The sequence below is a fragment of the Nocardioides terrigena genome, assembly GCF_003047265.1.
Lineage (GTDB): Bacteria > Actinomycetota > Actinomycetes > Propionibacteriales > Nocardioidaceae > Nocardioides > Nocardioides terrigena.
Map to the genome: position 1 here is coordinate 75312 of NZ_PZYY01000008.1, position 25006 is coordinate 100317.

Annotated in this window: 25 protein-coding genes; 11 read left to right on the forward strand and 14 right to left on the reverse strand. The window is 72.1% G+C overall.

Annotated elements, in window-relative coordinates; genetic code table 11:
• Positions 1 to 68 precede the first annotated feature (68 nt).
• The 4 genes from DAE25_RS17900 to DAE25_RS17915 all read left to right on the forward strand — a co-directional run bounded on the left by DAE25_RS17900 (position 69) and on the right by DAE25_RS17915 (position 2792).
• Positions 69 to 875, forward strand: a complete 807-nt coding sequence (locus DAE25_RS17900; RefSeq protein WP_107767509.1) for a GTPase domain-containing protein — start codon at positions 69 to 71, stop codon at positions 873 to 875.
• Positions 876 to 981: 106 nt separating this feature from the next.
• On the forward strand, positions 982 to 2067 hold the full coding sequence (locus tag DAE25_RS17905) for an SDR family oxidoreductase (protein ID WP_107767510.1): 1086 nt from the start codon (positions 982 to 984) through the stop codon (positions 2065 to 2067).
• A 74-nt stretch (positions 2068 to 2141) separates the two neighbouring features.
• Entirely contained in the window at positions 2142 to 2342 is a 201-nt protein-coding gene (locus DAE25_RS17910) for a DUF4177 domain-containing protein (protein WP_107767511.1), read from the forward strand.
• A gap of 153 nt (positions 2343 to 2495) precedes the next feature.
• Positions 2496 to 2792, forward strand: a complete 297-nt coding sequence (locus tag DAE25_RS17915; RefSeq protein WP_107767512.1) for a DUF4193 domain-containing protein — start codon at positions 2496 to 2498, stop codon at positions 2790 to 2792.
• 22 nt (positions 2793 to 2814) lie between these two features.
• On the opposite strand, the gene DAE25_RS17920 is transcribed toward DAE25_RS17915, so the two are convergent.
• From DAE25_RS17920 to DAE25_RS17980, 13 genes are all read right to left on the reverse strand, one after another.
• On the reverse strand, positions 2815 to 3243 hold the full coding sequence (locus tag DAE25_RS17920) for an SRPBCC family protein (protein WP_107767513.1): 429 nt from the start codon (positions 3241 to 3243) through the stop codon (positions 2815 to 2817).
• Between the two features lie 29 nt (positions 3244 to 3272).
• Complete coding sequence (locus tag DAE25_RS17925) at positions 3273 to 3638, reverse strand: VOC family protein (RefSeq protein WP_107767514.1); 366 nt, start codon at positions 3636 to 3638, stop codon at positions 3273 to 3275.
• Between the two features lie 55 nt (positions 3639 to 3693).
• Positions 3694 to 4308 (reverse strand): hypothetical protein, encoded by a 615-nt coding sequence (locus tag DAE25_RS17930; protein WP_107767515.1) that lies wholly within the window; start codon positions 4306 to 4308, stop codon positions 3694 to 3696.
• Positions 4309 to 4352: 44 nt separating this feature from the next.
• Entirely contained in the window at positions 4353 to 5552 is a 1200-nt protein-coding gene (locus DAE25_RS17935) for an MFS transporter (RefSeq protein WP_199907662.1), read from the reverse strand.
• 40 nt (positions 5553 to 5592) lie between these two features.
• On the reverse strand, positions 5593 to 6285 hold the full coding sequence (locus DAE25_RS17940; RefSeq protein ID WP_107767516.1) for a fumarylacetoacetate hydrolase family protein: 693 nt from the start codon (positions 6283 to 6285) through the stop codon (positions 5593 to 5595).
• Positions 6282 to 6722 (reverse strand): cupin domain-containing protein, encoded by a 441-nt coding sequence (locus DAE25_RS17945; RefSeq protein WP_056886460.1) that lies wholly within the window; start codon positions 6720 to 6722, stop codon positions 6282 to 6284. The genes DAE25_RS17940 and DAE25_RS17945 overlap by 4 nt, the downstream gene beginning before the upstream one ends.
• A complete protein-coding gene (locus DAE25_RS17950; protein ID WP_107767517.1) occupies positions 6719 to 7615 on the reverse strand; it encodes an NAD(P)-dependent oxidoreductase in 897 nt (298 codons plus the stop codon). Before DAE25_RS17950 ends, DAE25_RS17945 begins: the two co-directional genes overlap by 4 nt.
• Positions 7616 to 7647: 32 nt before the next feature.
• Complete coding sequence (locus DAE25_RS17955) at positions 7648 to 8580, reverse strand: alpha/beta hydrolase family protein (protein ID WP_159083832.1); 933 nt, start codon at positions 8578 to 8580, stop codon at positions 7648 to 7650.
• Positions 8577 to 9230 carry a carboxymuconolactone decarboxylase family protein gene (locus tag DAE25_RS17960; RefSeq protein WP_107767519.1) on the reverse strand — a complete coding sequence of 218 codons (654 nt, stop codon included), beginning with the start codon at positions 9228 to 9230 and terminating at the stop codon, positions 8577 to 8579. Before DAE25_RS17960 ends, DAE25_RS17955 begins: the two co-directional genes overlap by 4 nt.
• 67 nt (positions 9231 to 9297) lie before the next feature.
• Positions 9298 to 11370 (reverse strand): xanthine dehydrogenase family protein molybdopterin-binding subunit, encoded by a 2073-nt coding sequence (locus DAE25_RS17965; protein ID WP_107767520.1) that lies wholly within the window; start codon positions 11368 to 11370, stop codon positions 9298 to 9300.
• Positions 11367 to 11825: a (2Fe-2S)-binding protein gene (locus DAE25_RS17970; protein WP_107767521.1), complete on the reverse strand. Its 459-nt coding sequence runs from the start codon at positions 11823 to 11825 to the stop codon at positions 11367 to 11369. The genes DAE25_RS17965 and DAE25_RS17970 overlap by 4 nt, the downstream gene beginning before the upstream one ends.
• Positions 11822 to 12493, reverse strand: coding sequence for a GntR family transcriptional regulator (locus DAE25_RS17975; RefSeq protein WP_107767522.1), 672 nt, complete (start codon positions 12491 to 12493; stop codon positions 11822 to 11824). The genes DAE25_RS17970 and DAE25_RS17975 overlap by 4 nt, the downstream gene beginning before the upstream one ends.
• Positions 12490 to 12996 (reverse strand): VOC family protein, encoded by a 507-nt coding sequence (locus tag DAE25_RS17980; RefSeq protein WP_107767523.1) that lies wholly within the window; start codon positions 12994 to 12996, stop codon positions 12490 to 12492. Before DAE25_RS17980 ends, DAE25_RS17975 begins: the two co-directional genes overlap by 4 nt.
• Positions 12997 to 13130: 134 nt before the next feature.
• On the opposite strand from DAE25_RS17980, the gene DAE25_RS17985 reads away from it, so the two are divergent.
• Genes DAE25_RS17985 through DAE25_RS17995 form a run of 3 tightly spaced genes read left to right on the forward strand, consistent with a single transcriptional unit; the run spans position 13131 to position 18127 of the window.
• Positions 13131 to 15311 carry an alpha-ketoacid dehydrogenase subunit alpha/beta gene (locus DAE25_RS17985; RefSeq protein WP_107767524.1) on the forward strand — a complete coding sequence of 727 codons (2181 nt, stop codon included), beginning with the start codon at positions 13131 to 13133 and terminating at the stop codon, positions 15309 to 15311.
• Position 15312: 1 nt separating this feature from the next.
• Positions 15313 to 16656, forward strand: coding sequence for a dihydrolipoamide acetyltransferase family protein (locus DAE25_RS17990; RefSeq protein ID WP_107767525.1), 1344 nt, complete (start codon positions 15313 to 15315; stop codon positions 16654 to 16656).
• A gap of 43 nt (positions 16657 to 16699) precedes the next feature.
• Positions 16700 to 18127, forward strand: a complete 1428-nt coding sequence (locus DAE25_RS17995) for an amidohydrolase family protein (protein WP_107767526.1) — start codon at positions 16700 to 16702, stop codon at positions 18125 to 18127.
• Between the two features lie 74 nt (positions 18128 to 18201).
• On the opposite strand, the gene DAE25_RS18000 is transcribed toward DAE25_RS17995, so the two are convergent.
• Complete coding sequence (locus DAE25_RS18000) at positions 18202 to 19761, reverse strand: phytoene desaturase family protein (RefSeq protein ID WP_107767527.1); 1560 nt, start codon at positions 19759 to 19761, stop codon at positions 18202 to 18204.
• Between the two features lie 285 nt (positions 19762 to 20046).
• On the opposite strand from DAE25_RS18000, the gene DAE25_RS18005 reads away from it, so the two are divergent.
• Genes DAE25_RS18005 through DAE25_RS18020 form a run of 4 tightly spaced genes read left to right on the forward strand, consistent with a single transcriptional unit; the run spans position 20047 to position 24825 of the window.
• Positions 20047 to 21255 carry an amino acid ABC transporter substrate-binding protein gene (locus DAE25_RS18005; protein ID WP_199907663.1) on the forward strand — a complete coding sequence of 403 codons (1209 nt, stop codon included), beginning with the start codon at positions 20047 to 20049 and terminating at the stop codon, positions 21253 to 21255.
• Positions 21255 to 22139, forward strand: a complete 885-nt coding sequence (locus tag DAE25_RS18010; protein WP_056886472.1) for a branched-chain amino acid ABC transporter permease — start codon at positions 21255 to 21257, stop codon at positions 22137 to 22139. The genes DAE25_RS18005 and DAE25_RS18010 overlap by 1 nt, the downstream gene beginning before the upstream one ends.
• Positions 22136 to 23992 (forward strand): branched-chain amino acid ABC transporter ATP-binding protein/permease, encoded by a 1857-nt coding sequence (locus DAE25_RS18015; protein WP_107767529.1) that lies wholly within the window; start codon positions 22136 to 22138, stop codon positions 23990 to 23992. The genes DAE25_RS18010 and DAE25_RS18015 overlap by 4 nt, the downstream gene beginning before the upstream one ends.
• Positions 23989 to 24825 (forward strand): ABC transporter ATP-binding protein, encoded by an 837-nt coding sequence (locus tag DAE25_RS18020; RefSeq protein WP_199907664.1) that lies wholly within the window; start codon positions 23989 to 23991, stop codon positions 24823 to 24825. Before DAE25_RS18015 ends, DAE25_RS18020 begins: the two co-directional genes overlap by 4 nt.
• Positions 24826 to 25006 lie beyond the last annotated feature (181 nt).

Consider the following 25006-nt stretch of genomic DNA (forward strand, 5'->3'; position numbering starts at 1 on the left):
GGCGCGGGTCGGGCCGAACGTAGGCTCGGTCGTGCCCGCCCTCCCTCATGCGTAGCCCGAGGAGTCTCGTGTCCCGCTCATCCACCCGCTTCCGGACGGTCCTGCCCACCTCCGGACGTGCCGCCCTCGGCGCGACCATCGCCGGCGGCGTCCTGTCCGGCCTGACGGCCGCCCCCGAGCGCGTGGGCCGGCTGTTCCGGCGGCGTTTCCCGACGGTGGCCGTCACCGGCATGACCGGGGTCGGCAAGACCGAGCTGGCCAACCGGCTCTCGCGGCGCACGTCCGGCGAGGGCGTGGGCGAGGTCGGCTCCGCCGTCATGGAGCGACGGACCCGCCGCTCGCGCCGATTGCAGGGCTTCCGGTTCCTGGTGGTGCCGGGGGACAACGCGGCGACGCGGCTCTCGGCGCTCGACGAGGTCTTCCACGACGAGCCGGTCGACGGGATCATCCACGTGGTCGCCAACGGCCACGCCACGCCCCGGCGCGTGGCCGGCACGTCCGGCCTGGCGACGGCCACCCGCGAGGAGCTGCTCGCCGCGGAGCTCGAGGACTGGGCGATCACGTCGCACCGGATCGCCTCGATGGCCGTGCGCCGCGACCGGCCGGTCTGGCTGGTCATCGCCGTCACCAAGACCGACCTGTACGCCGACGAGCTGGACGAGGTCATGGAGTACTACTCCCCGGGGAGCGGCTCGGCCTTCGGTGCCAAGATCGACGAGCTGCGGGCGCTCGCCGGCGGGGCGAAGCTGTCGGTCGACGTGCTGCCGGTGTCGAGCCACGGTGGCGACCGCACCTCGGCCGTCTCGGCCAAGCAGGCCAGCGCGATGGTGGACGCCCTGGCGGTCCGACTGGCCCAGCTCAGCGGCCACGTCTGACCTCGGCACCCGCCCGCACCGGGCCGTGCTCCGGTGAGTGGGGTCGGACCGTAGTGTCGAGCAGCGGCCGTCGTACGACGCTCGCCCGCTGCTGAGAGGACCACGCATGTCCGAGTCATCCACGTCGTCACCGGGCCGTGCCCTGGTGGTGGGAGCCACCGGGATCGTGGGGCAGTCCGTCGCCCGGCGACTCGTCGACGAGGGCTGGGAGACCTACGGCCTCTCCCGCAGCGGCACCACGCCGCACCCCGACGTACGTCCTGTCCGTGCCGACCTCGGCGACCCCGCGGGGCTGGCCGAGGCGCTCGCGGACGTGGCGCCGGACTTCGTGGCGATCACCGCGTGGACCCGGATGGAGACCGAGGCGGAGAACATCCGGGTCAACGGCGGAGCCGTCCGCGACCTGCTGGCCGCGCTGTCGCCGGCCGGCTCGCTCGAGCACGTGGCGCTGATGACCGGGCTCAAGCACTACCTCGGGCCGTTCGAGGCGTACGGCCAGGGCGAGATGCCCGACACGCCCTTCCGTGAGGACGAGGAGCGGCTGCCCTACCCCAACTTCTACTACGTGCAGGAGGACGAGCTCTTCGCCGCCGCCGAGCGCGACGGCTTCACCTGGAGCGTGCACCGCTCGCACACGGTGTTCGGGTTCGCCACGGGCAACGCGATGAACATGGTGGCCACGCTGTGCGCCTACGCCTCGCTGTGCCGCGCGAGGAACCTGCCCTTCGTGTTCCCCGGCTCGGAGCAGCAGTGGAACGGGCTGACGGACGTCACCGACGCCGACCTGCTCGCCGAGCAGATGCTGTGGGCGGCACGGACGCCGGCCGGGCAGGACCAGGCGTTCAACGCCGCCAACGGCGACGTCTTCCGGTGGCGCTGGCTGTGGCCCCAGGTCGCGGCGTGGTTCGACCTGGAGTGGGAGGGGTACGCCGACGAGCCGCGCCCCCTGGAGGTCTCGATGGCCGGCATGGAGCCGGTGTGGCGCGAGCTGGCGGCGACGTACGGCCTCGTCGAGCCGGACCTGTCGCGCGTCGCGTCCTGGTGGCACTCCGACGCCGACCTCGGGAGGGACATGGAGGTCGTCACGGACATGAACAAGAGCCGCGCCGCCGGGTTCTGGGCCACCCGCGACAGCAGGGCGACGTTCTTCGCGTACGCCGAGCAGTACCGCAACGCCCGGGTCATCCCCTGATCAGGGCCTGTCGTCGCCGGAGACGGGACTTCTGTCCCTGAAGCTCCATGGGCCGGCGGCCTACGCTCCGATCCATGGCCTACGAATACAAAGTGGTGGAGCTCCGCGAGAAGATGCTCGGCGGCAAGATGTCGGGCGACAAGCTCGAGACGATGCTCAACGGGCACGCCCGGCAGGGGTGGCGGCTGAAGGCGATCACCTCGACGGAGATCAAGGGCCGGGTCGGGCCGGGCGGTGTCGACGGTCTCATCGTGACCTTCGAGCGTTCGGTCTGAGCCTTCCAGGAGCTGACTGCGGTCGCTCGTCGGCGCCTGTCGGACGGCCTTCCGGGTCGTCTCGCCGGGCGTGCATGTCCACCCCTGCGTCTCGATGCACCGTGCGACGTCGTCCGGGCCTACGATGCGCGCTCGACCCCGAAAGGACCCCACGTGGCCACTGACTACGACGCATCGCGCAAGACCGAGGACGAACAGAAGGAAGAGAGCCGCGAGGCGCGACGCCTGACGTCGGGTGAGCAGGACAAGACCTCGGGCAAGATCGACGAGGACGAGACCGAGCTGGCCGAGTCCTACGAGCTCCCCGGCGCGGACCTCTCGCACGAAGAGCTCTCCATCGAGGTCACGCCGAGGCAGAACGACGAGTTCACCTGCACCTCCTGCTTCCTCGTCCAGCACGAGTCGCGTCGGGAGTCGCCGGGCAAGGACATCTGCCGCGACTGCGCCTGACGTCCCACGGGACATCCGGCCGCTACTCGGCCGGCGCCTCGGCGGCGTACTTGACGGAGTCGGCCTCGGTCCCGACGTACCTCTTGGTCAGTGACCTCGTCATCAGCCAGCCGATCGAGGAGAGCGGACCGGACACGGTGACGGTGAGGGTGAGTCGACTCCCGGTGGGGTGCGGCTCGACGACGTGCGACGCGGTCACGGTGACACCCGGCGAGCTCGACTCCCAGGTGTAGGACCGCCCGTCGGTCATCTCGGTGACCGTCCACACCGCGGTGGGCAGGCGGGGCTGCTGCAACCGGGTCCGGGACCCGACGACCAGCGGACCGTCGTCGAGCCGCTCCACGGCCTCGACCGTGGGGATCCGCTCGGGCCAGCGCTCGACGTCGACGACCACCGCCCAGACCGCCTCGGGCGGAGCCGCGATGGTGACGGTGTGCTCCAGGCCGGGCATGCGTCGATTCTACGAGCCCCCGGCGGCATCTACTCCGAGCTCGGGCCGAGGATGCAGAACTCGTTGTCCTCCGGGTCCGCCAGCACGACCCACGGCCGGTCGCCCTGGCCGATGTCCGCGCGTCGTGCACCGTGCGCGATCAGTCGAGCGACCTCGGCGTCCTGGTCGTCCTGGCTGTCCGGCCGGAAGTCGAGGTGCAGCCGGCTCTTGCCCTGCTTGGCCTCGTCGAGGCGCACGAAGTCCAGCCCCGGCGTGCGGTCGGCCTCCGGGCGGATCTCGAGCTCGTTGATCTCGTCCGTGTAGACGACGACCCAGCCCAGCGCCTCGGCCCACCAACGGCCCAACGCCACCGGGTCCTGCGCGTGGACGATGACCTGCTCCCACTTCAAGCTCATGCGGCAGAACCTAGAGGAGCCCGTGGTCCACGACCAGTGGATTCGCGGCGGCGCCTCACCGACGCAGCGGTCCCTCGGCCCGACGTAGTCGCTCGGCCAGGTGCAGGCCCGCGTCCCATCCCGGGGCGCGACCGGCGAGGGGCGGGCGGAGCGAGTCCATGTCGTGACCGGATCGCGCGAGCGCCCACGAGACGACGGAGTTGGAGTTCCACATCTCGCCGGCGTGCAGCTCGTCGCGACCCCAGGTGAGGGGCGGGACCTGCGCGAGCACGTCGAGCACGGCCGCGACCTGCGCCGGGTCGTCCGTCGTACGGACGGGGCTGGCGACGGCCTCGGCGATGTCGGGGATGCGGCCGCCGGGCCAGCAGCGCACCTCGTAGCGGAACGCGCGGAAGCGGCCGAGCCGCTCGGACGCGACCGGGCCCTCGCAGAGGACCCCGCGGTGGGGGTCGGAGACGTTCCAGACCGGTCCCATCTCGACCGCGTACGTGACGCCGTCGACGCCCACCATGAGGCCGGAGTGGTAGAGGTCCAGGGGTGGGCGGTGCTCGCGACGCGCGGTCAGGCGCTCGTAGAGGCGGCCGTTCAGGCGTACGACGTGGCCGCCCGCCCCGAGGGGCAGCCAGTACAGGTCGACCCAGGCCTCCATCGCCCCCACCTCCTCGCTCACCGCCCAGCCAACAGCCGCTCGCGAGTGCGGGTAAGGGCCGAACGTCACTCCGTGGCGAGCTCGTCGTCGACGTACACCGGTCGCGAGACGCGCAGCCCGGCCCAGGTGAAGGGGACGACCGTGGACATCAGCAACAGGATGGGGACCGTCCAGCTGTCGGTGGCGGCGTGCAGCAGCCCGACGGTCACGGGGCCCAGTGCCGCGAGCAGGTAGCCGACCGGCTGCACGAAGCCCGACAGCCGGGCCGTGATCCGCCGGTCGTGGGTGCGGGCGGTGAGCAGCGCGAGGGTCGTCGGGAACGCCAGGCCGGAGAAGCCGAGCAGCAGCGCCCACAGCCACGGCAGGGTGGCCGGGATGGTGACGAGTCCGAGGTAGCCGCCCAGCATCGCCACGGCGAAGCCGAGCATCCACGGCGCCAGGCTGGGGGAGCGGTCGATGACCGTCGGCATCAGCAGTGCGCCGGCGATGCCGCACGACGTGACGGTGGCCAGCATGGCGCCCGCGTAACCGGGGGAGAGGCCCGCGTCGCGGTAGATCTGGGGCAGCCAGCCGAACTGCACGTAGGCGTGCATCGACTGCACGGCGAACAGGGTCGTCAGGGCCACCGCCGTGCGCGAGCGGTAGATCCGCAGGGTCGGGTCGGGCGGCGAGGGTGCCTCGGACGGTCGCGAGGAACGCTCCCGGACGGCCAGCCACGCCCAGAGCGGCAGGGAGACCAGCGCCAGCACGCCCCACATCGCGAGCGCCGGGCCCCACCCGACCTGTGCGGCGGCCGGGGCGGTGAGGGCGGAGCCGAGGGTGCCGCCGACGATGAGCGTGGTGCCGTAGACGGTGGGCAGCAGGACGTTGTCCGACGGGGCGTGCGCCTTCATCCACGCCGGGACCATCACGTTGCCCACGGCCATGCCGGCCAGCGCGAGCGCCGACAGGACGAGGAACAGCCAGGGGATGTCCGTCAGGCCGCGCAGGACGAGGCAGATCCCGGCCAGGGCGAGGCCGGCGGCGATGCCCGTCGTGACCCCGATCCGGCGGGAGATCCCCACGGCCATCGCGCCGACCAGCCCGAAGCACAACCCGGGCAGGCCGGTGAGGACGCCCGCCGTGCCGGAGCCGATCCCGAGGCCGGCGGTGACCTCCTCGAGGACCGGGCCGATCGACGTGGCGCCGGGGCGCAGGTTGATCGCGATGAGGGCGGTGGCGAGGATCGCCACGGCGCCGGTCATGGGCTTGTGGGAGCGCTTCACCCCGTCTCCCGGAGACCTCGGAGCGAGCCTCCGGCTGGCCTCAACCACCGGTGATGATCAGCTGGACGGAGACCTCGCCGAGGCCGGGCGCGACGACGTGCCACGCCCCGCCGCCGCTGACGTCGAGGGGTGGGATGACGGATCCGGTGATGACCACGTCGCCAGCAGACAGGGACGCGCCGCACGATGCAAGTGTCGAGGCCGCCGACGCGAGGATCGACCCCAGCTCACCGGTCAGCTCGAATGGCGTCGAGGTCGACGCGACGACCTCCCCGTCGCAGGACACGGAGAAGGAGAGGTCGGCGGGCAACGACGGGGACAGCGGCCCGAGCAGCACGTGCCGGTGGAAGATGTTGCCGGCCAGGACCTCCTCGATGTCGGTGGGCGGCGGATCGAGGTCGGCGAGCTCGATCGCCACCGACCAGCCCGCCACCGCGGCCAGTGCCTCGGCGGGGGAGGCGTCGGCCGACACGTCACGGCCGAGGTGTACGGCCACCTCCGCCTCCAGCATCGGTGCCGTCCACCCCGAGACGTCGATCGTCGAGCCGGACGCCAGGAGCCGGTCGTCGGTGAGGAAGCCGACGAGCGGGCGGTCGGTGGCGAACCTGGCCAGCGCCGCGGGCGCCCCGAAGCCGAGCTTCCACCCCAGCGGGGCGACCTCCGGGGAGAGGGCCGCGGCCCGGGCGGCGAGCATCCGCGTCGTACCGGCCGCGATGCGCGGGTCGAGGCTCATGACGGGTCGTCGAACTCGTCGTCGGGCCCCGGCATCCCGTAGCCCGCCGCGGCCAGCGAACCGGCGCCGCTCCAGCCCCAGATGAGCAGCACGTCCTCGTCACCGGTGTTGACGAACCCGTGGTAGTTGCCGCGCGGGGTGAAGATGACGTCACCGGCCTGCGAGGGCTCGCGACCCTTGTTGGTGTGGATCTCGCCGCGGCCCGACATCACCACGAGGAACTCGTCGGCGTCGGTGTGGAAGTGGCGGTCGTGGCGGGCGCCGGGCGGCAGCACGGTCCGGCCGACGGTGAGGCCGTCGGAGCCGCCGCGCTCGGAGTTGATGAGGTACTGCACCTGCATGTCGATCCAGCCCTCCTCCTCCCGCAGGCCCTGCTCGAGGGGGACGTCGGCGACGGTGGTGCGGTACGGCGCGCGGGCCTCGTCGGGGGTCGTCATCGGACCTCCACCCCCGCAGCCCGGCGGTAGACGTCGGCGACGCTGACCAGGAAGTCGCGGTCGGCCAGGCCGCTGCTGCGTGCGGCACTGAGCATCTCGCTCGCGGCCGAGCACGTCGGCAGCATGACGCCCAGCTTGCGGCCGAGCTCCTGCGCCAGGACGAGGTCCTTCTGCTGCAGCTCGACGTCGGCGAAGACGTTGTCGTCGTCGACCAGCAGAGGTGCGCGGTAGCCGATCACCGGCGACGCGATCACGCTCTTGAGCGCGGCGTCGACCACGGCGGCCCGGTCGACGCCGGCCTTCTCGACCAGCGTCACCGCCTCGGCGAAGGCCGTCACCGACACCACCAGGGACAGGTTGATCGCCACCTTGGTGAGGATCGCGTGCCCGTTGGGACCGATGTAGGTGACCTTGGGGCCGATGGCGTGCAGCAGCTTCTCGACGTGGTCGTACGCCGAGCGCTCGCCGCCGACCATCACCGACATCTGGCCCGCGGCCAGGGTCGCCGGGGACCCGGAGACGGGGGTGTCGAGGTAGCGGGCGCCGGTGGCGGCGACCTCCTCGGACAGCGCCACGCTGCGCTCGGGAGCGATGGTGCTCAGGTCTGCCCACACCGTGCCGGCACCGAGCCCGGCCAGCAGGCCGTCGTCGCCGTGCGCCGCGCCCTCGACGGCTGCGGTGTTGGTGAGCATCGTGAAGACGACGTCGCACTGCTCGGCGACCTCGCGGGGCGTGTCCGCCCACCCCATGCCGGCGTCGAGCAGGTCCTGCGCCTTGCTCCTGGTCCGGTTCCAGCCGACCACGGGGTGGCCGGCGTCCATGATCCGGCGGGCGATCCCGGAGCCCATGGCCCCGAGCCCCACGAACCCCACGCGTTCGATGTCGTTGTACATGCCTCGCTCCTCTCGTGCCTGTCGTCGGTCGGTCACGCGTTGTGCCTGTCCAGGAAGTCGACGATCACCGCCAGGGCCTCGCGCTGCACGTCGTCGACCCGCGCCACCCCGTCCGCGTCGGACTCGGGGTAGATGTAGCCGTGCACCTCGTGCGACCACGACCGCCACTCGGCGTCCGCGCGCTTCTCGGCCAGCAGCTCGTAGGTCAGCCGGAAGATGCCCTGCAGCTCGTCCTGGTCGCGGCCGAGCACCAGCACCGGGATGTCCACGCCGTCGAGCCGTGCCGACACCTCGTCCGGGTCGGCGACCCGGGCGCGGGCCCGCTCGGTGCTGCGGATCTCCATGCTCTCGATGTCACGCAGGCCGCCGTCGCTGGTGACGGTGGGCACGTCGTCGAGCCGCAGGGTGAGCAGCTCGTGCGAGGCGGGCTCGGCCGCGACGCCCGCACGGAGCAGGCCCGGATACTGCGAGAGCAGCTTGAAGAGCATCTCGCCGGCGTGGCTGACGCCGACGTGGAAGAGCCGGTCGGCGTCGATCGCCGGGTGGGCCGCGACGTGCCGCAGGATCGCGACCTCGTCCTCGTACTCCAGCGGCGCGCGGCTCATCAGCCCCATGCCTTGCCGCACCGTCGTCCGCAGCGGCCCGCCCGTCTGGTAGCCGAGCTCGACCTCCGTGCGGTAGCGGACCCATGCGCACGCATAACCAGCGTCCAGCAGCACGTCGGTGACGTGGCGGAAGCGGTGGACCCGGTCCCGCAGCCATTCGATGCCGCCGCCACCGTTGCCGTAGGCGACGAGCACGAACGGGTGTGGTCCCGGCCCGTCGGGCAGCCGGAGTGCGTACGGCGCGTAGAGGCCGTCGAGGGTCTCCGCCACCAGGTAGTGCGCCGGCCGGTCCGAGCCGGCCAGCGGTTCGACCAGGACGGGGTTGCCGGGTGAGCCCCAGTCGGCGGCGCTCACGCTCACCGGGAGGAGCCGGAGGTGCCCGGTGCGCCGGCGGCCCAGTAGTCCTCCTTGGCCTTGGACGCGGCCAGCGCCTCGGCGTCCTCGAAGCCCGGTGCCATCGACGCCGCCGTGCCGGCCATGTACTGGTGGTGGTCGACGTCGAGCAACCGGATCCAGCTCTGCTGGCCGAAGGTCAGCGCGATGACGCACCCCAGCTCGACCAGCTCGTCCTCAGTGAAGTGGGCGTGCAGCCGGCTCCACAGCCCGTCGCGGTCGTCCTCGTTCCAGGCGATGGCCTGCGCGTAGGCGAGCGCGGCCTTCTGCCGGTCGTCGAACTTGTCGGACGACTCGAAGTTGAGGAGGTCGTCGTACTGACCCTCGACGAGGCCCTGCTGGCTGCCCTTGACCGAGCGCTGGTTGCCGCAGAACTCGCAGCTCACCGTGCGGGAGATGTAGACCCGGCACAGCTCCTTGATCGCGTGGTCGCACACGCCGTTGCGGAACATCTTCTCCCACGGCTCGGCGAAGGCCCAGAACGCTGCCGGCACGTGCGCGCGCACCGCGTTGGTCTCCGGGCGGGGCGTGCCCTCGCGGGCGCTGCGGTCCATCTCGGCCTGCATGCGGGGGTCCATGTCGTCGTAGGCGACGTAGGAGATGCGGGGCTGCTTCATGGTGGCTCCTCGGTTGGGGACGGTTGGGCGGAGTTCGGTCTGTTTCGAGGCTCGCTGCGCTCGCACCTCAACCACCGATGGCATCGATGGCTCGGACGACGGCGTCGTGGGTCAGGGGGAGGTCGCGGACGCGGACCCCGAGGGCGCGCTGGACCGCGTTGGCGATCGCGGCCGAGGTCGGCCCCTGGGCGGCCTCGCCGGCACCGGTCGAGGGGGCGTCGCTGTCGACGAGGTGGACGGTGACCTCGGGTGCCTCGGAGAAGCGCAGCACCGGGTAGGCCTCCCAGTCGGTGCCGAGCAGCCGACGCGCGTCGAAGCCCATCCGCTCCTTGAGCGTCCACGACGTCGCCTGGGTCGCGCCGCCCTCGAGCTGGTTGCGGGCGCCGTCGGGGTTGACCACCCGGCCGACGTCGGCGACGACGACGAGGCGGCGTACGACGACCGCGTCGGTCACCTCGACGTCGGCGACGATCGCGCAGTGGGCGCCCCGATCCTTGTAGCGGGCGTACGCGACGCCGCGACCGGTGTCCTCGGGCGGCTCGTCGTCCCAGCCGGCGAGCCGAGCGGCCTCCGCGACGACGTGCCGGGCCCGCGGGTCGGTGAGGTGGTCGAGCCGGAACGCCACCGGGTCGACGCCGGCGCTCTCGGCCAGCTCGTCCATGAACGACTCGATCGCGAAGACGTTGAGGTGCGCTCCCAGCGCGCGCATCGCGGAGGTGCGCAGCGGGGAGTCGGTCTTGCGGTGGCCGACCACGCGCCGGGGCCCCACGTCGTACGCCGGTACCGCGTTGCGGGTCGTCCCACCGCCCGCCGCCGGGGGCGGGTCGGTCGACGGAGGCAGGGGAAACGGCTCGGCGAGGTGGGCACCGGCGAGCAGGCCGGGGTGACCGGCATAGCCGGGCCGCGCGCTGTGCCCCGTGCTCCACACGTCGTGGGACCAGCCGGTGATCCGGCCACCGTCGAGCCGGGCCCGCAGGGTCGCCGTCATCGCCGGGGCCAGCGGTCCCCACGTCAGCTCGTCGGGACGGGTCCAGCGCAGCAGCACCGGCCGCCCGGGCACCGCCCGGGCCAGCAGGACGGCGTCGAAGGCCGCGTCGTCGGCGGCGTTGTGGCCGTAGCAGCCGGCGTTCTCGACGTGCTCCACCACGACGGTCACAGGGTCGAGGTCGAGGGTGGCGGCGATCGCGTCGCGCAGTCCGTGGATGCCCTGGCTGTGCGAGGAGACGTGCACGCCGCCGTCGGTCCACACCGCCAGGCCCGCACTGGGCGCGATGGAGGCGTGGGCCAGGAAGGGGCGCGAGTACGACGCCTCGACGACGCCCGGCCCGGGGCCCGGGGCGCCGTCCTCCTCGAGGACCGGCACCTCCTCGTGGGCGCCGGACCGCAGCCAGCGGGGCAGATCGTCGGGGTCGGGGAGCAGGTCGAGCTCGTCCCACTCGGCGTCCGCGCGGAGCTGCTCGAGCGCCCGGTCGACGTCGGCCTCGCGCTCGCCGACCACGCCGACGAAGGAGCCGTCGCGCACCAGCATCACCTTCGCCTCGATCCCTGAGGAGGCGAGTGACAAGCCGTCTCGAAGGGTCCATCCGTCGGGCACCGCGCGCAGCACCGCGCCCACCGACGGCGGGCGCAGCACCCGGCCGTGCAGGAGTCCCTCGGGTCGCAGGTCGGCCAGGAACCGGGGCCGGCCGAGGACCTTGTCGGGCAGGTCGAGCCGCGGCTCGCTGCGGCCGACGGCCACTGCCCCGCCCGGCGCGAGGGGAGCCACCGTCGTGAGGTCGAGAGCGGGGTCGAGGGCGGCGATGCGGGCGACGTACTCCTCGACCGGGGACGTCGGGCCGGCCAGCGCCCGCACGACGCCACCGACGTGGGCCAGCGCAGGTCCGGTCTGCAGCACCGACAGGCTGCCGGCGGTGAGGCCCTGGTCGGGCCCGAGCCCGGTGTGCGGCGCGACCATCCGGATCCGGTCGAGGGAGAGGGCCAGCGCGTCGGCGGCGAGCTGGGCCAGCGTGGTGGCGATGCCCTGGCCGAGCTCGGCCTTGCCCACCCGCACCTCGACGAGGGCACCGTCCCCACTGCCCGCCACCGACACCCAGCTGCCGAGCCGGGGGTTGGTGATGACGTGGGGAGCGAGGTCGGTCACGCGGTCGGCTCCCGGGCGGCGAGGACCGCGTCGACGATCCGCCGGTGTGCGCCGCAGCGGCACAGGTTGCCGTCGAGCGCCTCGGCCACCCGGGCCGCGTCGGCGGTCGGCTCCTCGTCGAGCAGGGCGGCCGCGCGGACGACGATCCCGGAGATGCAGAAGCCGCACTGGGCGGCCTGCCGGTCGAGGATGGCGCTCTGCACGGGGTGCGGCGTGCCGTCGGCGGAGAGTCCCTCGACGGTGGTGACCGAGCGGCCCTCCGCCTGCCAGACCGGGGTCTGGCAGGACGGCACCACGGCGCCGTCGAGGACCACGTTGCAGGCCCCGCACAATCCCTGGCCGCAGCCGAAGCGGGTGCCGACCAGTCCGAGGTCGTCGCGCAGCACGGTCAGCAGCGGGGTGTCCGGGTCCCCGCCGACCTCGACGCGCGTGCCGTTGACCTCGAAGCCGGTCACCCGAAGACCTCCGGGTGGTGCGAGAGCTCGATGCGGGTGCGCCGGATGTGACCGCCGAGGAAGCGCTCGCCGTCGTCGGCGTCCCGGCGGACCACGGCGTCGAGGATCAGCCGGTGCTCGGAGTTGACGACCCACATCCGGCTGCGCCCACCGAGCGCGACGAACGCGCGGCGGTAGTGCTGGGTGGAGTTCCAGAGCCGGGTCACGTTGGACATCAGGGGGTCGATGTGGCACCCGGAGTAGGTGAGCATGTGGAACTCGCGATCGAGGTCGAGGAACTTCTCCAGGTCCTCGTTGTCCTCGATCCGCTGCTGCACCTCCTCGAGCCGGGCGTGCTCGTCGGGCCCGAGCTGCGGCATGCTCTCCGCGAGGGCCAGCGGCTCGAGGCGCTCGCGCATCCGGTAGACGACGTCCACCTCGTGCGGGGACAACCGCGGCACCCGGGCCCCCTTGTGGGCCTCGTGCTCGGTGAGGCCCTCGGCCTCGAGCATCCGCAGCGCCTCGCGCACCGGCAGCCGGCTGGCGCCGAGCCGCTCGGCGACCTCCTCCTGCCGGATGCGGTCGCCGGGCCTGAGCTCGCCGCCCAGGATCGCCTCGCGGAGGTACGCCGCAACGCGGGTGCTGCCGATGTCGGAGGTGTGGCCCGTGGCACTGCTCGTCTCGCTCATGGACGTGGATTCTCCCGGTCCCAGCGCTTGCCGTCCGGGGCGGACACCAGCTCGAACTGCATCCCCCACGGGCTGCGGAAGTAGATCCACCGGTTGCCCTCGGCCGGGCCGCGGCTCGCGGTGGGTCCGTCGAGGACCTCCACCCCCGCCGTACGCAGGTGGTCGACGGCGGCGTCGAGGTCGTCGACGTACAGCGCGACGTGGTGGCCTCCCACGTCGCTGTTGCGTGGGGGCTGCGTCCGCTGGTCGGGGGCGGAGTAGTGGAAGACCTCGAGGAGGGTCTCGCCGGCGAGGCGGAACCAGCGATTCTCGACCATCACCGTGTCGGGGTGCACGGCGAGGTGCCGGGTCATCCAGTCGTCGCCGGCGTCGGGGTGGGAGAAGGGGCCGAGGGAGTAGAGGTACTCGCAACCGAGCACGTCGACGAGGAACCGGTGGGCCTCCTCGAGGTCGGGCACGGTGAAGCCCACGTGGTCGATCCGACGCAGGCCCGGCAGTGCCATCGACACCCCTTCTGGATCCGAAACGGGACAGAGTGCCAGCAAAGCACGCATAACCGTGTGGCGTCCATCACTCGTGACTCTAGATTTTGGATCCAATCGGTGTCAGAGTGGCGGCGTCACCGAGGAGGAGAGCCATGCCCCAGCACCGCCCGCTCACGCCCGCGGCCCCGTGGGTCGAGGTCGTCGCCACCGACGAGGACTGGGACGCCGCCGACCCGCAGCTGCTGCGCACGTTCTACGCCCAGCTGGTCTGGATCCGCGCGTTCGAGCAGTACGTCCTCGACCTCGCCGGCGCCGGGCTGATCCACGGGCCCGCCCACTCCAGCATCGGCCAGGAGGGCGGCGCCGTCGGCTCGGTCCTCGCCCTCACCAGCGAGGACTCGGTCAACGGGTCGCACCGCGGCCACCACCAGTTCCTCGCCAAGGCGCTCCACCACGTCGAGCCCAAGGGGATGGACCCGCTCGCACCCCCGTCCGACGACGTGCGCGACGTGCTGCTGCGCACCCTCGCCGAGATCGCCGGCCTCGACCGCGGCTGGAGCCACGGTCGCGGCGGCTCGATGCACCTGCAGTGGAAGGAGGCCGGCGCGATGGGCACCAACGCCATCGTCGGCGGCGGCGTCCCGCAGGCGGCCGGCTTCGCCTTCGCCCACCAGCGATCCGGCACGGACGCGGTCTCGGTCACCTACTTCGGCGACGGGGCCGTCAACATCGGCTCCACCCTCGAGACGATGAACCTCGCCGGCGCGTGGGCCCTCCCGGTCTGCTTCTTCATCGAGAACAACCGCTACGCCGTGTCCACCTCCGTCGAGGAGGCCACCGCCGAGCCCCGTCTCTCCGCCCGCGGCATGGGCTTCAACCTCGCGTCCTGGAAGGTCGACGGCCAGGACCCGCTCGCCGTCCACCTCGCCATGACCGAGGCCGTGGAGCACATGCGGGCAGGTCGTGGCTCGACCGTGGTCGAGGTCGACACCTACCGCTTCTTCCACCAGAACGGCGGGTTCGCCGGCAGCGCGTTCGGCTACCGCGACAAGGAGGAGGAGAAGGCGTGGCGGCTGCGTGACCCGCTGACCATCACCTCCGCCCACCTCGAGCGGCTCGGCCTCCTCGGGGACGGCGAGGCCGACCGGGCGCTCACGCAGGCAAAGGCCGTGATGGAGGAGATCGGCGACGTGCTGCTCGAGCCGGTCCCCGACGGCAAGCCCGGCCAGCGCCGGATCCGCGCCGCCGAGTGGCCCGACCCCGCGTGGGTCGACGTCGGTGTGCGCGGCGACCTCTCCGAGATGGACGACGCCCGGGTGGTGGCCGCCGAGGGGCACGCCGTGCCCGTGCACGACATGAAGCTGGTCGAGTCGATCGCCGCCGTCCTCGGCCGTCGGATGGAGACCGACCCCGGCGTGATCGTCATGGGCGAGGACGTCCACCGGCTCAACGGCGGCACCAACGGCGCCACCCGGGGCCTCAGCGAGCGCTTCCCCGACCGGGTGCTCGGCACGCCCATCAGCGAGAACGCCTTCACCGGCCTCGCCTGCGGCGTCGCGCTCGACGGCCGCTTCACGCCGGTCGTCGAGTTCATGTACGCCGACTTCATGTGGGTCGCCGCCGACCAGCTCTTCAACCAGGTTGCCCGCGCGAGGCACATGTACGGCGGGGACGGCGCCGTACCCCTCGTCCTGCGCAGCAAGGTCGCCATGGGCACCGGCTACGGCTCCCAGCACTCGATGGACCCCGCCGGCATCTTCGCCACCTCGGCGGGCTGGCGCATCGTCGCGCCGAGCACGCCCTACGACTACGTCGGCCTGATGAACGCGGCCCTGCGCTGCCAGGACCCCGTCGTCGTGCTCGAGCACGTCGACCTCTACAACGCCGTCGGGCCGGGACCGGTCGACGACCTCGACTTCTGCCTGCCCGTCGGCAAGGCCGCGATCCGTCGTGAGGGCAAGGACGCCACGATCCTCACCTACCTCGGGATGGTGCCGTTCGTGCTCGAGGCCGTCGAGGAGTTCGGCCAGGTCGACGCGGAGGTCATCGACCTGCGCTGGCTCGACCGGGCCAGCATCGACTGGGACACCATCGAGGCGTCGATCACCAAGACCAACCAGGTGCTGATCGCCGAGCAGGGCGCGGTCGGCACGTCGTACGGCGGGTGGCTGGCCGACGAGATCCACCGGCGGTTCTTCGACCTGCTCGACGCCCCCGTCCGCCGGGTCACCGGCGCCGAGGCCTCGCCCAGCATCAGCAAGGTGCTGGAGCGCGCGGCGATCGCCCAGAAGGACGAGGTCATCGCCGAGCTCACCGAGATCGCGAGGTACTGACGTGGCACGCGTGCTGCGGATGCCGGGCGTCTCGGCCAACGCGACCGAGGCGGTGCTGGCCGAGTGGCTGGTGGCCGAGTCGGCGGAGTTCGCCGCGACCGACGCACTGGCGACCGTCGAGACCGACAAGGCGCTGGTCGACGTGGAGGCCGAGGCCGCGGGCGTCGTGCTCAAGGCCCTGGTGGCCGCCGGGTCGCAGGTCGAGGTGGGCGCCCCGATCGCCGTGCTCGGGGCGGTGGGGGAGCGGGTCGACGACCTGGCGGCCCTGCTGCGTGAGCTCGGCGTCGCCGAGGAGTCCGCCCCCGTCATCGCCGAGCGGCGCGACGTCCCCGACCAACCGGTCGAGCGCACCGAGCCCGACGTCGACCCGGGCTCCGGCGCCCCGGTCGTCGAGCCGGCGCCCGAGTCACCCGCCGCCGCGTCTCCTGCGCCGGTGGCCGGGACCGGCCCTGCCCGTCCGTCGGGGCGGGTCTTCGCCAGCCCGCTGGCGCGCAAGATCGCCCGCGACGCCGGACTGGCCATCGAGGAGATCCCCGGCACCGGCCCCCGCCACCGGGTCCTGCGCCGCGACGTCGACGCCCTGCTCGCCTCGCGCCGGGCCGCGCCGCCCGCCCCTGCACCTGCTCCGACGTCGGCCGCACCCCGGCCGGCCCCGTCTGCTGCCTTCGAGGACGTGCCCCACACCCGTCTGCGGCGTGCCGTCGCGGAGCGGCTGGCCACCAGCAAGCGGGAGGCGCCGCACTTCTACGTCCGCACCACCGTCCGGGTGGAGCGGCTGCTCGCCCTGCGCGCCGAGCTCAACGACGCGCTCGACGGCGAGGTGAAGGTCTCGGTCAACGACCTCGTCGTCAAGGCCGTCGCCCTGGCCCACGAGCGGGTGCCCGACCTCAACGTCACCTGGACCGACGACGCCGTACGCCGCTGGCACGCGGCCGACATCGCCGTCGCCGTCGCCACCGACCGAGGCCTCGTGACCCCGGTGCTGCGCGACGTCGGCCACCGGTCGGTCTCCTCGGTGGCGAGCACCGTCCGCGAGCTCGCCGGCCGCGCCCGCGAGGGACGGCTCCGGCAGGAGGAGCTCGAGGGCGGCTCGATCACCGTCACCAACCTCGGGATGTACGGCGTCGAGGAGTTCGCCGCGATCATCAACCCGCCGCACGCCGCGATCCTCGCGGTGGGTGCGGTGCGCGAGGAGCCCGTCGTCCGGGACGGCTCCGTCGTCCCCGGCTCCGTGATGAGCCTGACCCTCTCGGTCGACCACCGGCCCGTCGACGGCGTCGTCGCCGCGCGCTGGCTGGCGGAGCTGACCGGGTTGCTGGAGCGCCCCGTGCGGCTGCTCGCCTGATCGACGGCGCCGCCCGGCGCCCGGGGTCCCAGGAGGACACCAGATGGAGAACAACCAGAAGGCAGGGCTCAACCGGCGCTCGGTGCTCGGGGGTGCCGCGGCCGCCGCGGGTGCGCTCGGGGCCACGGCGGTGGCGTCACCCGCGGTGGCGGGACGTGGTGGCGGTCGCGACCACGGGCCCGGTCCGCGGGAGTACGTCCTCACCGGTGGCTACGTGCTGTCGATGGACCCGGCCGTCGGCGACCTCGACGGCGGCGACGTGCACGTCAAGGACGGCCGGATCGTCGCGGTCGGGCGCGACCTCCGCGCGCGGGCGGCCCGCATCGACGTCCGCGGCACCATCGTGATGCCCGGCCTGGTCGACACGCACTGGCACCTGTGGACCACCCTGTTCCGGTCGATGTCGAGCTCGTCGCCGGCGACGGCGTACTTCGCGCTCAACGTCGCCAACGGCGTCCGCGCATTGCCCTCCGACCTCTACCAGGGCGCCCGGCTGGCGCTGGTCGACGCCCTCAACAGCGGCGTCACGACCGTCAACGACTGGTCGCACAACCTGCGCTCGCCCGACCACGCCGACGCCAACCTCCGGGCCCACCGCGAGATCGGGCTGCGGGGACGGTTCTCCTACGGCACCCCGCAGGGCTATCCCGGGACCTCGGTGATCGACCTCGACGACATCGCGCGGGTCAAGCGGGAGTGGTTCGACAGCGGCCGGCTGCCGCTGATGCACCTCGGCCTGGCCGGACGCCCTCCCGGACTGGTCGGTGAGGCGGTCTTCCGTCCGGAGTACGACGCCGCGCGCGCCCTCGGGCTGCCGGTGAGCTACCACGCCAACTCGACCCGCGCGCAGGGTGCGCTCGAGATGGTGCGCCAGCTGGGTGAGCAGGACATGCTCGGCCCGGACACCCAGCTGATCCACGCGCTCTACACCACCGAGGCGGAACGGGCGGCGATCCGCGACACCGGCGCGAGCGTCAGCATCTCGCCGATGTCGGAGCTGCTGATCGGCTACGGCATCTCCCCGGTCAAGGACATGGTCGACAGCAACGTGCTGCTCACGCTCTCGGTCGACACCCTGTCCCTCGTCGGGTCGGCCGACATGTGGGCGGTGATGCGGCTGACGACCGGGCTGCACCGCGGCGTCTCCGAGCAGGAGCTCTCGATCAACACCCGTCGGGTGCTCCAGATGGCCACCCTCGATGCGGCCACCAGCCTCGGGCTGGGCGACGTGACTGGCTCGCTGACCCCGGGCAAGCGCGCCGACGTCGTGATGGTCCGCCGTCACGACGTCGCCATGGCCCCGGTCATCGACGTGGCCAACAGCCTCACCCTGGCGGCCGGTGCGGAGAACGTCGACACCGTGATCGTCGACGGGCGCTTCCGCAAGCGCGGGGGCCGCCTGCTCGGCATCGACACCGAGCGGGTGGTGCGCGGCACCGAGCAGGCGATCGCGGCGCTGCTCGCCCGCTGAGACCCTCGTCCGCCCCGGGGACCCGTGAGCTCCGGGGCGGACGAGCTCGACCTGCGTGTCGGGAGCGAGGACCCTCAGGTGGGTCCCATCACCTCCAGCGGGTCCCTGCCGAGCGCGGTCAGCACGGTGCGGGCGGCGTTGCGCCCGGGCCGTCCCGAGACGGACCCGCCCGGGTGGGTGGTGGACCCGGTGAGGAAGAGACCCGCCAGGCCGGTGTCGTAGCGGGGCCAGCCCGGCAGCACGTGGCCGTCGATCAGGAACTCCCCGCCATGGCAGGAGCCGCCGAGGTTCTGCGGGTTGTGGGCCGCGACGTCCACGGGCGACTCGGTCCGCATCGAGAGGATGTCGACCTCGCCCAGGCCGCGGGTGCGCTGCCGCACCAGCTCGACCAGCGCCGCGCCGTACTCGTCCTTGGAGTCGGCCCAGCCCCGTCCGTCGGCGCGCTGCCACGGCGCGATGGTGAGGATCTTGAAGGTGCCTCCGCTGTCGGCCACCCGGCTGGGATCGACGACGGTCTGGTTGACCACCAGCAGCCACGGATCGTCCGCGTCGACCTCGCCCGCGGCGCACCGGTCGAGGTGGCGGGCCATGCCGTCGGCGGTGCCGAGACCTGCCGCGGCGCTGGCGATGCCTCCGTGGCCGAAGGCGAGATCGCCGCGCAGGGCCGCGTGGACGGCGAGCACGCTGAGGCCCGGGCGCCAGGTGTCCCGCGCTTCGAGCAGGTCGGGGGAGGGGGCGCCGTCGACGACCTGGTCGGCCACGCCAGCGAGGTGTCCGCCGGTCACCACCGCCCGGCCCGCGGCGACGGTCCGGTCGCCCACCCGGACGCCGGTGACCCGGTCGCCGTCGGTGACGTAGCCGGAGACGGTGGCCGAGCAGACCACCCTGCCGCCGTGCGCCGTGATGGCGCGCACCAGCGCGTCGGGGAGCGCCTGGCTGCCCCCGACCGGGGTCGTCCAGCCGTGGTCGAGGCGACCGACGGCCAGCGAGGAGGGGAGGAATCCGGTCCCGGGGCGGCGCGGGTCCTGGATCGTCGCCATCGCCAGCCACAGCACGAAGGAGCGGACCACCGGGTGCTCGAAGGTCTCGTGGACGACGTCCCAGGCGCTCCGCGACCGCAGGGCCAGATAGGCCTGGGTGGTGGGGCTCTCGGGCTGCGGGAGTGCGGAGCTCCACCGACCGTGGGCCGCGCCGAGGCCGCCCCGCCAGGCGCGCACCATCAGCTCGAAGGCCCGCGCGTCACCGGCGGACCACCGGGCGAGCTCGTCGGTGGTGGCGGCCAGGTCGGGACGCATCACCAGCACGTCGCCGTCGGGCTGCGGCATCACCACGGCCGGGTCGGTGGTGAGGTAGCGCAGCCCCTGCTCGGCGACCAGGCCCAGCTCGTCGTCACGCACGAGGGGGTTGTTCTGGATCAGCACGTGCGCGCTGCTGCAGGAGTCATGGGCGAAGCCGGGGAGGGTCAGCTCCTCGGTACGGGTGTTGCCTCCCACCGTCGGACCCGCCTCGAGCACGAGCACCTCGAGCCCGGCCCGGGCGAGGTAGGCCGCCGCGACCAGGGAGTTGTGCCCCGCGCCCACGACCACCACCTCCGCGTGCTCGGGCAGGTCGTCCGGGACCGGGGTGCTGTCCATGTGGTGCTCCTCTCCGGGGCCAGAGTGGCAGCGGCCACAACCGATTGCAACCACGAGAACGGCGCCGTGACCCCTGCGCGCCGGCCTCGTCGATGTCACCCGGCGTCCCCGAATGCGCCGACTTCGGCGCGTGCAAGGGCGCTTCTCGCGCTCTCGAGGTTGCAATTGGGCGGCATCCCTTGACACATGTGGCGCAGTTCACAACACTGGCGATGCCGCAATCGATTGCGGATTCACCGAGGAGGAAGCATGGTCCAGATTTCCCGAGGTCGTGGCCGAGGACTGATGGCCGCAGCAGTGACCGGTGTCCTGGTCACCAGCCTGGCCGCGTGCGGTGGCGACGACGGTGGCGGCGAGGGTGGCAGCGACGACCCGATCGTCATCGGCACCTCGTTGCCGCTGACCGGCGAGTTCTCCCAGCCCGGCCAGGCGGCCGAGCAGGGCTACAAGGTGTGGCAGGAGATGGTGAACGCCGAGGGTGGGCTGCTGGATCGCGAGATCGAGCTGGTCATCAAGGACGACGCCTCCAACCAGAACACCATCGTGACCGACTACAACGCACTGATCAGCCAGGACCAGGTGGACCTCCTCCTCGGGACCTTCTCCTCGCTGCTCAACCTGCCTGCGTCCGCCGTCGCCGAGCGCGAGCAGATGGTCTACGTGGAGCCCGCCGGTGGCTCTCCGGACATGTTCAACCGCGGCTTCGAGTACCTCTTCTTCGCCCAGCAGTCGACGGCCGACAAGCAGGGCAAGGTGTTCGCCGAGTGGGTGGCCGCGCTGCCCGAGGGCGAGATGCCCGAGACCGCGGCGTACCCGACCCTCGACGACCCGTTCGCCGCCCCCAACGTCGCGGGCATCCAGGCCATCCTCGAGGAGGCCGGCGTCGAGACGGTCTACGAGGAGACCTACGCCATCGACACCAAGAACTTCGACACGATCGTCAGCGCGATGAAGAACGCCGACCCGGAGCTCGTCGTCCACGGCGCGCAGTTCGAGGACGGCATCGGCATGACCCGCGCGATGCTCAAGGCGGACTTCACCCCGGAGATGTTCTTCCAGACCAACGCCCCGTCCTTCGGCAGCCAGTTCACCGAGGGCATCGGCGAGGAGAACACCGAGGGCATCTTCTACGCCGTCAGCCACTCGCCTGACGCGGACACCCCCGGCAACGCCGAGTTCGTGGCCAAGTACGAGGAGATGTACGGCGAGGGCGAGGTCCCCGAGGACGCCGCCGACGCCTTCGCGGCCGGTGAGGTGCTCCAGGCGGCCGTCGAGGCGGTCGGCAGCATCGAGGACCAGACGGCGCTCGCCGACTGGCTGCACGAGAACGAGGTGGAGACCATCCTCGGCCCGCTCTCGTGGGACGAGACGGGGGCGCCCCAGGGTGACTTCCTGATCGGCCAGTGGCGCGACGGTGCTCCGCAGATCGTGCTCCCCGAGGAAGCCGCGACCGCTGAGATCACCCGCAACTGGGAGCCGGGCGGCGCCGGCTGATGACCGTCTTCCTCCAGAGCCTCGTCCTCGGGCTGCTGCTGGGCGGTGTCTACGCCCTGGCAGCCAGCGGACTGACCCTGATCTTCGGGGTGATGAAGGTGATCAACATCGCCCACGGGGCCTTCCTGGTCCTGGCCTCGTTCATCACCTACACCCTGTGGGACGTGGTCGGCATCGACCCGCTGCTCGCGATCGTGATCACCACGCCGGTGATCTTCGCGATCGGCTGGGCGACCTACAAGATCGTCGTCTCGCCGATCAGGTCCGCCCCCATGGCCTCCACCGTGCTGCTGACCTTCGGGCTGGCGCTGGTGCTGGAGGGGGCGATGGGCGAGATCTGGGGGAACAACTCCACCGCGATCAGGCCGGCGTACGGCGACGAGTCGTTCACCATCGGCGGGATCTTCCTTCCCAAGGCCCAGGTGTACGGCGGCCTGATCGCGGTCGCGGTGCTGGTCGTGCTCTGGATCGTGCTCACCCGCACCTGGCTGGGCCGGGCCATCCGCGCGGCGGCGACCAACCCGTCCTCGGCCCAGCTGGTCGGGATCCGCACCGCGTCGGTGGCGGCCCTGGTGTTCGCGATCGGCATCGCCGCCGCGGGCGCCGGGGGCGCGATCACCGGCGTGCTCTACCCCTTCGTGCCGGGATCGCACTACCAGTGGATCGCCCGGCTGCTGGCGATCGTCGTGCTCGGCGGGCTGGGCAGCCTCAACGGGGCGGTGCTCGGCGCCATCCTCTTCGGCCTCGCCGAGACCTTCACCTCGACGTACGTCTCTCCCTCGTGGGCGACGGCGGTCCCCTACGCCATCGTCTTCGCCGTGCTGCTCATCCGTCCGCAGGGCCTGCTCGGGACCCGACTCCGAGAGGATGCCGTCGCCGCATGACCGCCAGTCCTGCCGCCCGCACCCCCGCCGCCGGCCGCCCGTGGACCCAGCCGATCTGGATCGGCCGGGCGATCGCCCTGGCCGCCGCGGTCGCGCTGCTCGTCTACCCGCTCGTGACCGACGACCGCTACTACCAGAACATGATCATCCTCTCGCTGGTCTTCGCGATCGGGGCCAGCGGGCTCAACATCATCTCCGGCTTCGCCGGCTACATCTCGCTGGGCCAGGGCGCCTTCATCGGCCTCGGCGGCTACACCATCGGCGTGCTCGCGGCCCGTAACCCCGACGTCCCCATCTGGTGGTGGGTGCCGGTCGCGGGCGTCGTGGCCGCGCTGATCGCCCTGGTGCTCGGGCTGGTGTCACTGCGCTCGTCGGGCCCGGCGTTCGTGATCATCACCGTCGCGTTCCTGTTCCTGGTGCAGGTGTTCGCGGTCAACTGGGTGTCGGTCACCAACGGCACCGCCGGGCTGACCATGCCGCTGCCCGACTGGGACCGCGACATCATCAACCTGCCCTTCTACTACGCCCTCGTCGTCGTGCTGGCGCTGCAGCTGCTGATGTCCTGGTGGATCCGCCGGACCAAGCTGGGCATGGGCCTCATCGCGATCCGCGAGGACGAGACCAAGGCCGCCACCATCGGCATCAACCTGCCGGTGGAGAAGATCATCGCCTTCATGGCCAGCGCCGTCTTCGTCGGCATGGCGGGCGCGATCTACGGCTACTACCTGACCTTCATCGACCCGCGCGGGATGTTCAGCATCCTCATCAGCGTCCAGCTGGTGCTCTCGATGCTGATCGGCGGCAAGGCCACCCTGTGGGGACCGGTCCTGGGCGCGTTCCTCATCGAGCCGCTCAACGAGATCGCCAACAACAGCTTCGGCGGCGGCAACGCCCGGCTCTTCCTCTTCGGTGGGCTGCTCGTCCTGGTCGTGATCTTCCTGCCGCGCGGCATCCTGCCCGCGATCGAGTCGACGCTGATGCGGCGGCGTACGCGCAACAAGGCCGGGCTTGTCGGCGCGCGCATCGGCACCGGCGGCAGCCTGGCCTCGCTCACCGACCGGGTCCAGGTCGTCGACCGGTCCGAGCTGCCCGACCGGCCCCTGCTGGAGGTCAAGGGCCTGGTGAAGCACTTCGGCGGCGTCAAGGCCGTCGACGGTGCCAGCCTCGTCGTCCCCGAGGGCTCCATCACCGGCCTGATCGGCCCCAACGGGTCGGGCAAGACGACGCTCTTCAACCTGATCGACGACACCATCCGCGCCGATGCCGGGGAGATCGTGCTGGCGGGGGAGCGGATCGACGGCATGCGGTCCTGGCAGCGGGCGCACCGCGGCCTGGGCCGGACCTTCCAGATCACCCGGCTCTTCCGCGAGATGACGGTGCTGGAGAACGTCGTCGCGGCCCAGTCCTCCTTCTCGATGCGCGGGCTCGGCAAGATCGCCGTCAGCGGCAGCGAGGCGCGTGCCGCGGAGGAGCTGCTGGAGTTCGTCGGGATGCGCGACTTCCGCGACCAGCGGGCGCAGGCGCTGTCCTACGGCCAGCAGAAGCTGGTCGAGCTCGCCCAGATCCTGATGCTCGACCCCAAGCTGATCCTGCTCGACGAGCCCGCCGGCGGCATCAACCCGGTCCTCATCGACCGGATGGGCGAGATGATCCGGGAGCTCAACTCCTACGGCAAGACCTTCCTCATCGTCGAGCACAACATGCCCTTCGTCCTCGGGCTCTGCGACCCGGTGCACGTGCTGGGGCGTGGCAAGACGATGGCCTCCGGGACCGCCGAGGAGATCAAGAACGACCCCGCCGTGATCGATGCCTACCTCGGCGAGGACTTCCACATCGAGGAGGCCCGCCGATGAGCGAGGCGAACGATCCGGCCACGACCGGCGCGCCGACCGGGGCGAGCGGGACCACCCCGCCGGACGCCACCGCCCGACCGATGCTGCAGATGCAGGGGATCGTGGCCGGCTACGGCGGCGGTGACGTCCTCCAGGGCGTCGACATCTCGGTCGCCAAGGGGTCGGTCGCGTGCATCGTCGGTCCCAACGGTGCCGGCAAGTCGACGGTCCTCCGGACGGTCAGCGGGCTGCTCACGCCGCGCCAGGGTGAGGTCCACCTGGACGGCAAGCCGATCCACGCCTGCTCCGCGGCCGAGATCCTCGAGCTGGGCATCTCGCAGGTCCCCCAGTCCAACGCGCTCTTCCCGACGATGTCGGTGCGGGAGAACGTCCTGCTCGGGGCCTACATCATCCGGCGCGACAAGGCCCTGGTGAAGCAGCGCTACGAGCAGGTCGCCTCGATGTTCCCGATCGTGGCCGACCGCTCCCACGACAACGCCGGCAACCTCTCCGGCGGCCAGCGCCGGATGGTGGAGTTCGCCCGGTCCCTGATGCTCGACCCGGTGCTCCTGCTCCTCGACGAGCCGTCGCTGGGGCTGGACCCCAAGTCGCTGCAGGTGCTCTACGACTCGGTGATGCTGCTCTCCGACAGCGGCAAGACGATCCTCCTCGTCGAGCAGAACGTGCGGTTCGGCATGCGGATGGCCACCGACGGCATCGTGATGGAGAGCGGCCGGGTCATCACCCAGCGGCCCGCCGCCGCGGTGCTCGGCGACCCCGAGCTCGCACAGATGTACTTCGGGGGCTCGGTCTCCGAGACCAAGAGCGAGGAACCGGTGGCGCCGCCGACCTGACCCTGCCGGTGCGCTGCGGGGATATACCCCGTTCGTGAAGGGTCTCGGTCGGCGACGACGGCCTACCCTCGAAAGGAGACCTCACGAAGGGACCTCCATGCCTGTGCCGGGGCGGCGTCGACGACTCTGGGCAGCGAGCGGCGTGGTTGCCAGCCTCTCGCTCGTCCCAATCCTGGCCGCC

Excerpts from the sequence above, each read along its gene's own strand:
- DAE25_RS17925 (WP_107767514.1), bottom strand. The coding sequence starts at position 3,638 with ATGAGCTTGAAGTGGGAGCAGGTCATCGTCCACGCGCAGGACCCGGTG.
- DAE25_RS18020 (WP_199907664.1), top strand. The coding sequence starts at position 23,989 with ATGAGCGAGGCGAACGATCCGGCCACGACCGGCGCGCCGACCGGGGCG.
- DAE25_RS17945 (WP_056886460.1), bottom strand. The coding sequence starts at position 6,722 with ATGACGACCCCCGACGAGGCCCGCGCGCCGTACCGCACCACCGTCGCC.
- DAE25_RS17905 (WP_107767510.1), top strand. The coding sequence starts at position 982 with ATGTCCGAGTCATCCACGTCGTCACCGGGCCGTGCCCTGGTGGTGGGA.
- DAE25_RS17985 (WP_107767524.1), top strand. The coding sequence starts at position 13,131 with ATGCCCCAGCACCGCCCGCTCACGCCCGCGGCCCCGTGGGTCGAGGTC.
- DAE25_RS17995 (WP_107767526.1), top strand. The coding sequence starts at position 16,700 with ATGGAGAACAACCAGAAGGCAGGGCTCAACCGGCGCTCGGTGCTCGGG.
- DAE25_RS17960 (WP_107767519.1), bottom strand. The coding sequence starts at position 9,230 with ATGAAGCAGCCCCGCATCTCCTACGTCGCCTACGACGACATGGACCCC.
- DAE25_RS17910 (WP_107767511.1), top strand. The coding sequence starts at position 2,142 with ATGGCCTACGAATACAAAGTGGTGGAGCTCCGCGAGAAGATGCTCGGC.
- DAE25_RS17980 (WP_107767523.1), bottom strand. The coding sequence starts at position 12,996 with ATGGCACTGCCGGGCCTGCGTCGGATCGACCACGTGGGCTTCACCGTG.
- DAE25_RS17920 (WP_107767513.1), bottom strand. The coding sequence starts at position 3,243 with ATGCCCGGCCTGGAGCACACCGTCACCATCGCGGCTCCGCCCGAGGCG.
- DAE25_RS18015 (WP_107767529.1), top strand. The coding sequence starts at position 22,136 with ATGACCGCCAGTCCTGCCGCCCGCACCCCCGCCGCCGGCCGCCCGTGG.
- DAE25_RS17940 (WP_107767516.1), bottom strand. The coding sequence starts at position 6,285 with ATGAGCCTCGACCCGCGCATCGCGGCCGGTACGACGCGGATGCTCGCC.
- DAE25_RS18010 (WP_056886472.1), top strand. The coding sequence starts at position 21,255 with ATGACCGTCTTCCTCCAGAGCCTCGTCCTCGGGCTGCTGCTGGGCGGT.
- DAE25_RS18000 (WP_107767527.1), bottom strand. The coding sequence starts at position 19,761 with ATGGACAGCACCCCGGTCCCGGACGACCTGCCCGAGCACGCGGAGGTG.
- DAE25_RS17950 (WP_107767517.1), bottom strand. The coding sequence starts at position 7,615 with ATGTACAACGACATCGAACGCGTGGGGTTCGTGGGGCTCGGGGCCATG.
- DAE25_RS18005 (WP_199907663.1), top strand. The coding sequence starts at position 20,047 with ATGGCCGCAGCAGTGACCGGTGTCCTGGTCACCAGCCTGGCCGCGTGC.
- DAE25_RS17975 (WP_107767522.1), bottom strand. The coding sequence starts at position 12,493 with ATGAGCGAGACGAGCAGTGCCACGGGCCACACCTCCGACATCGGCAGC.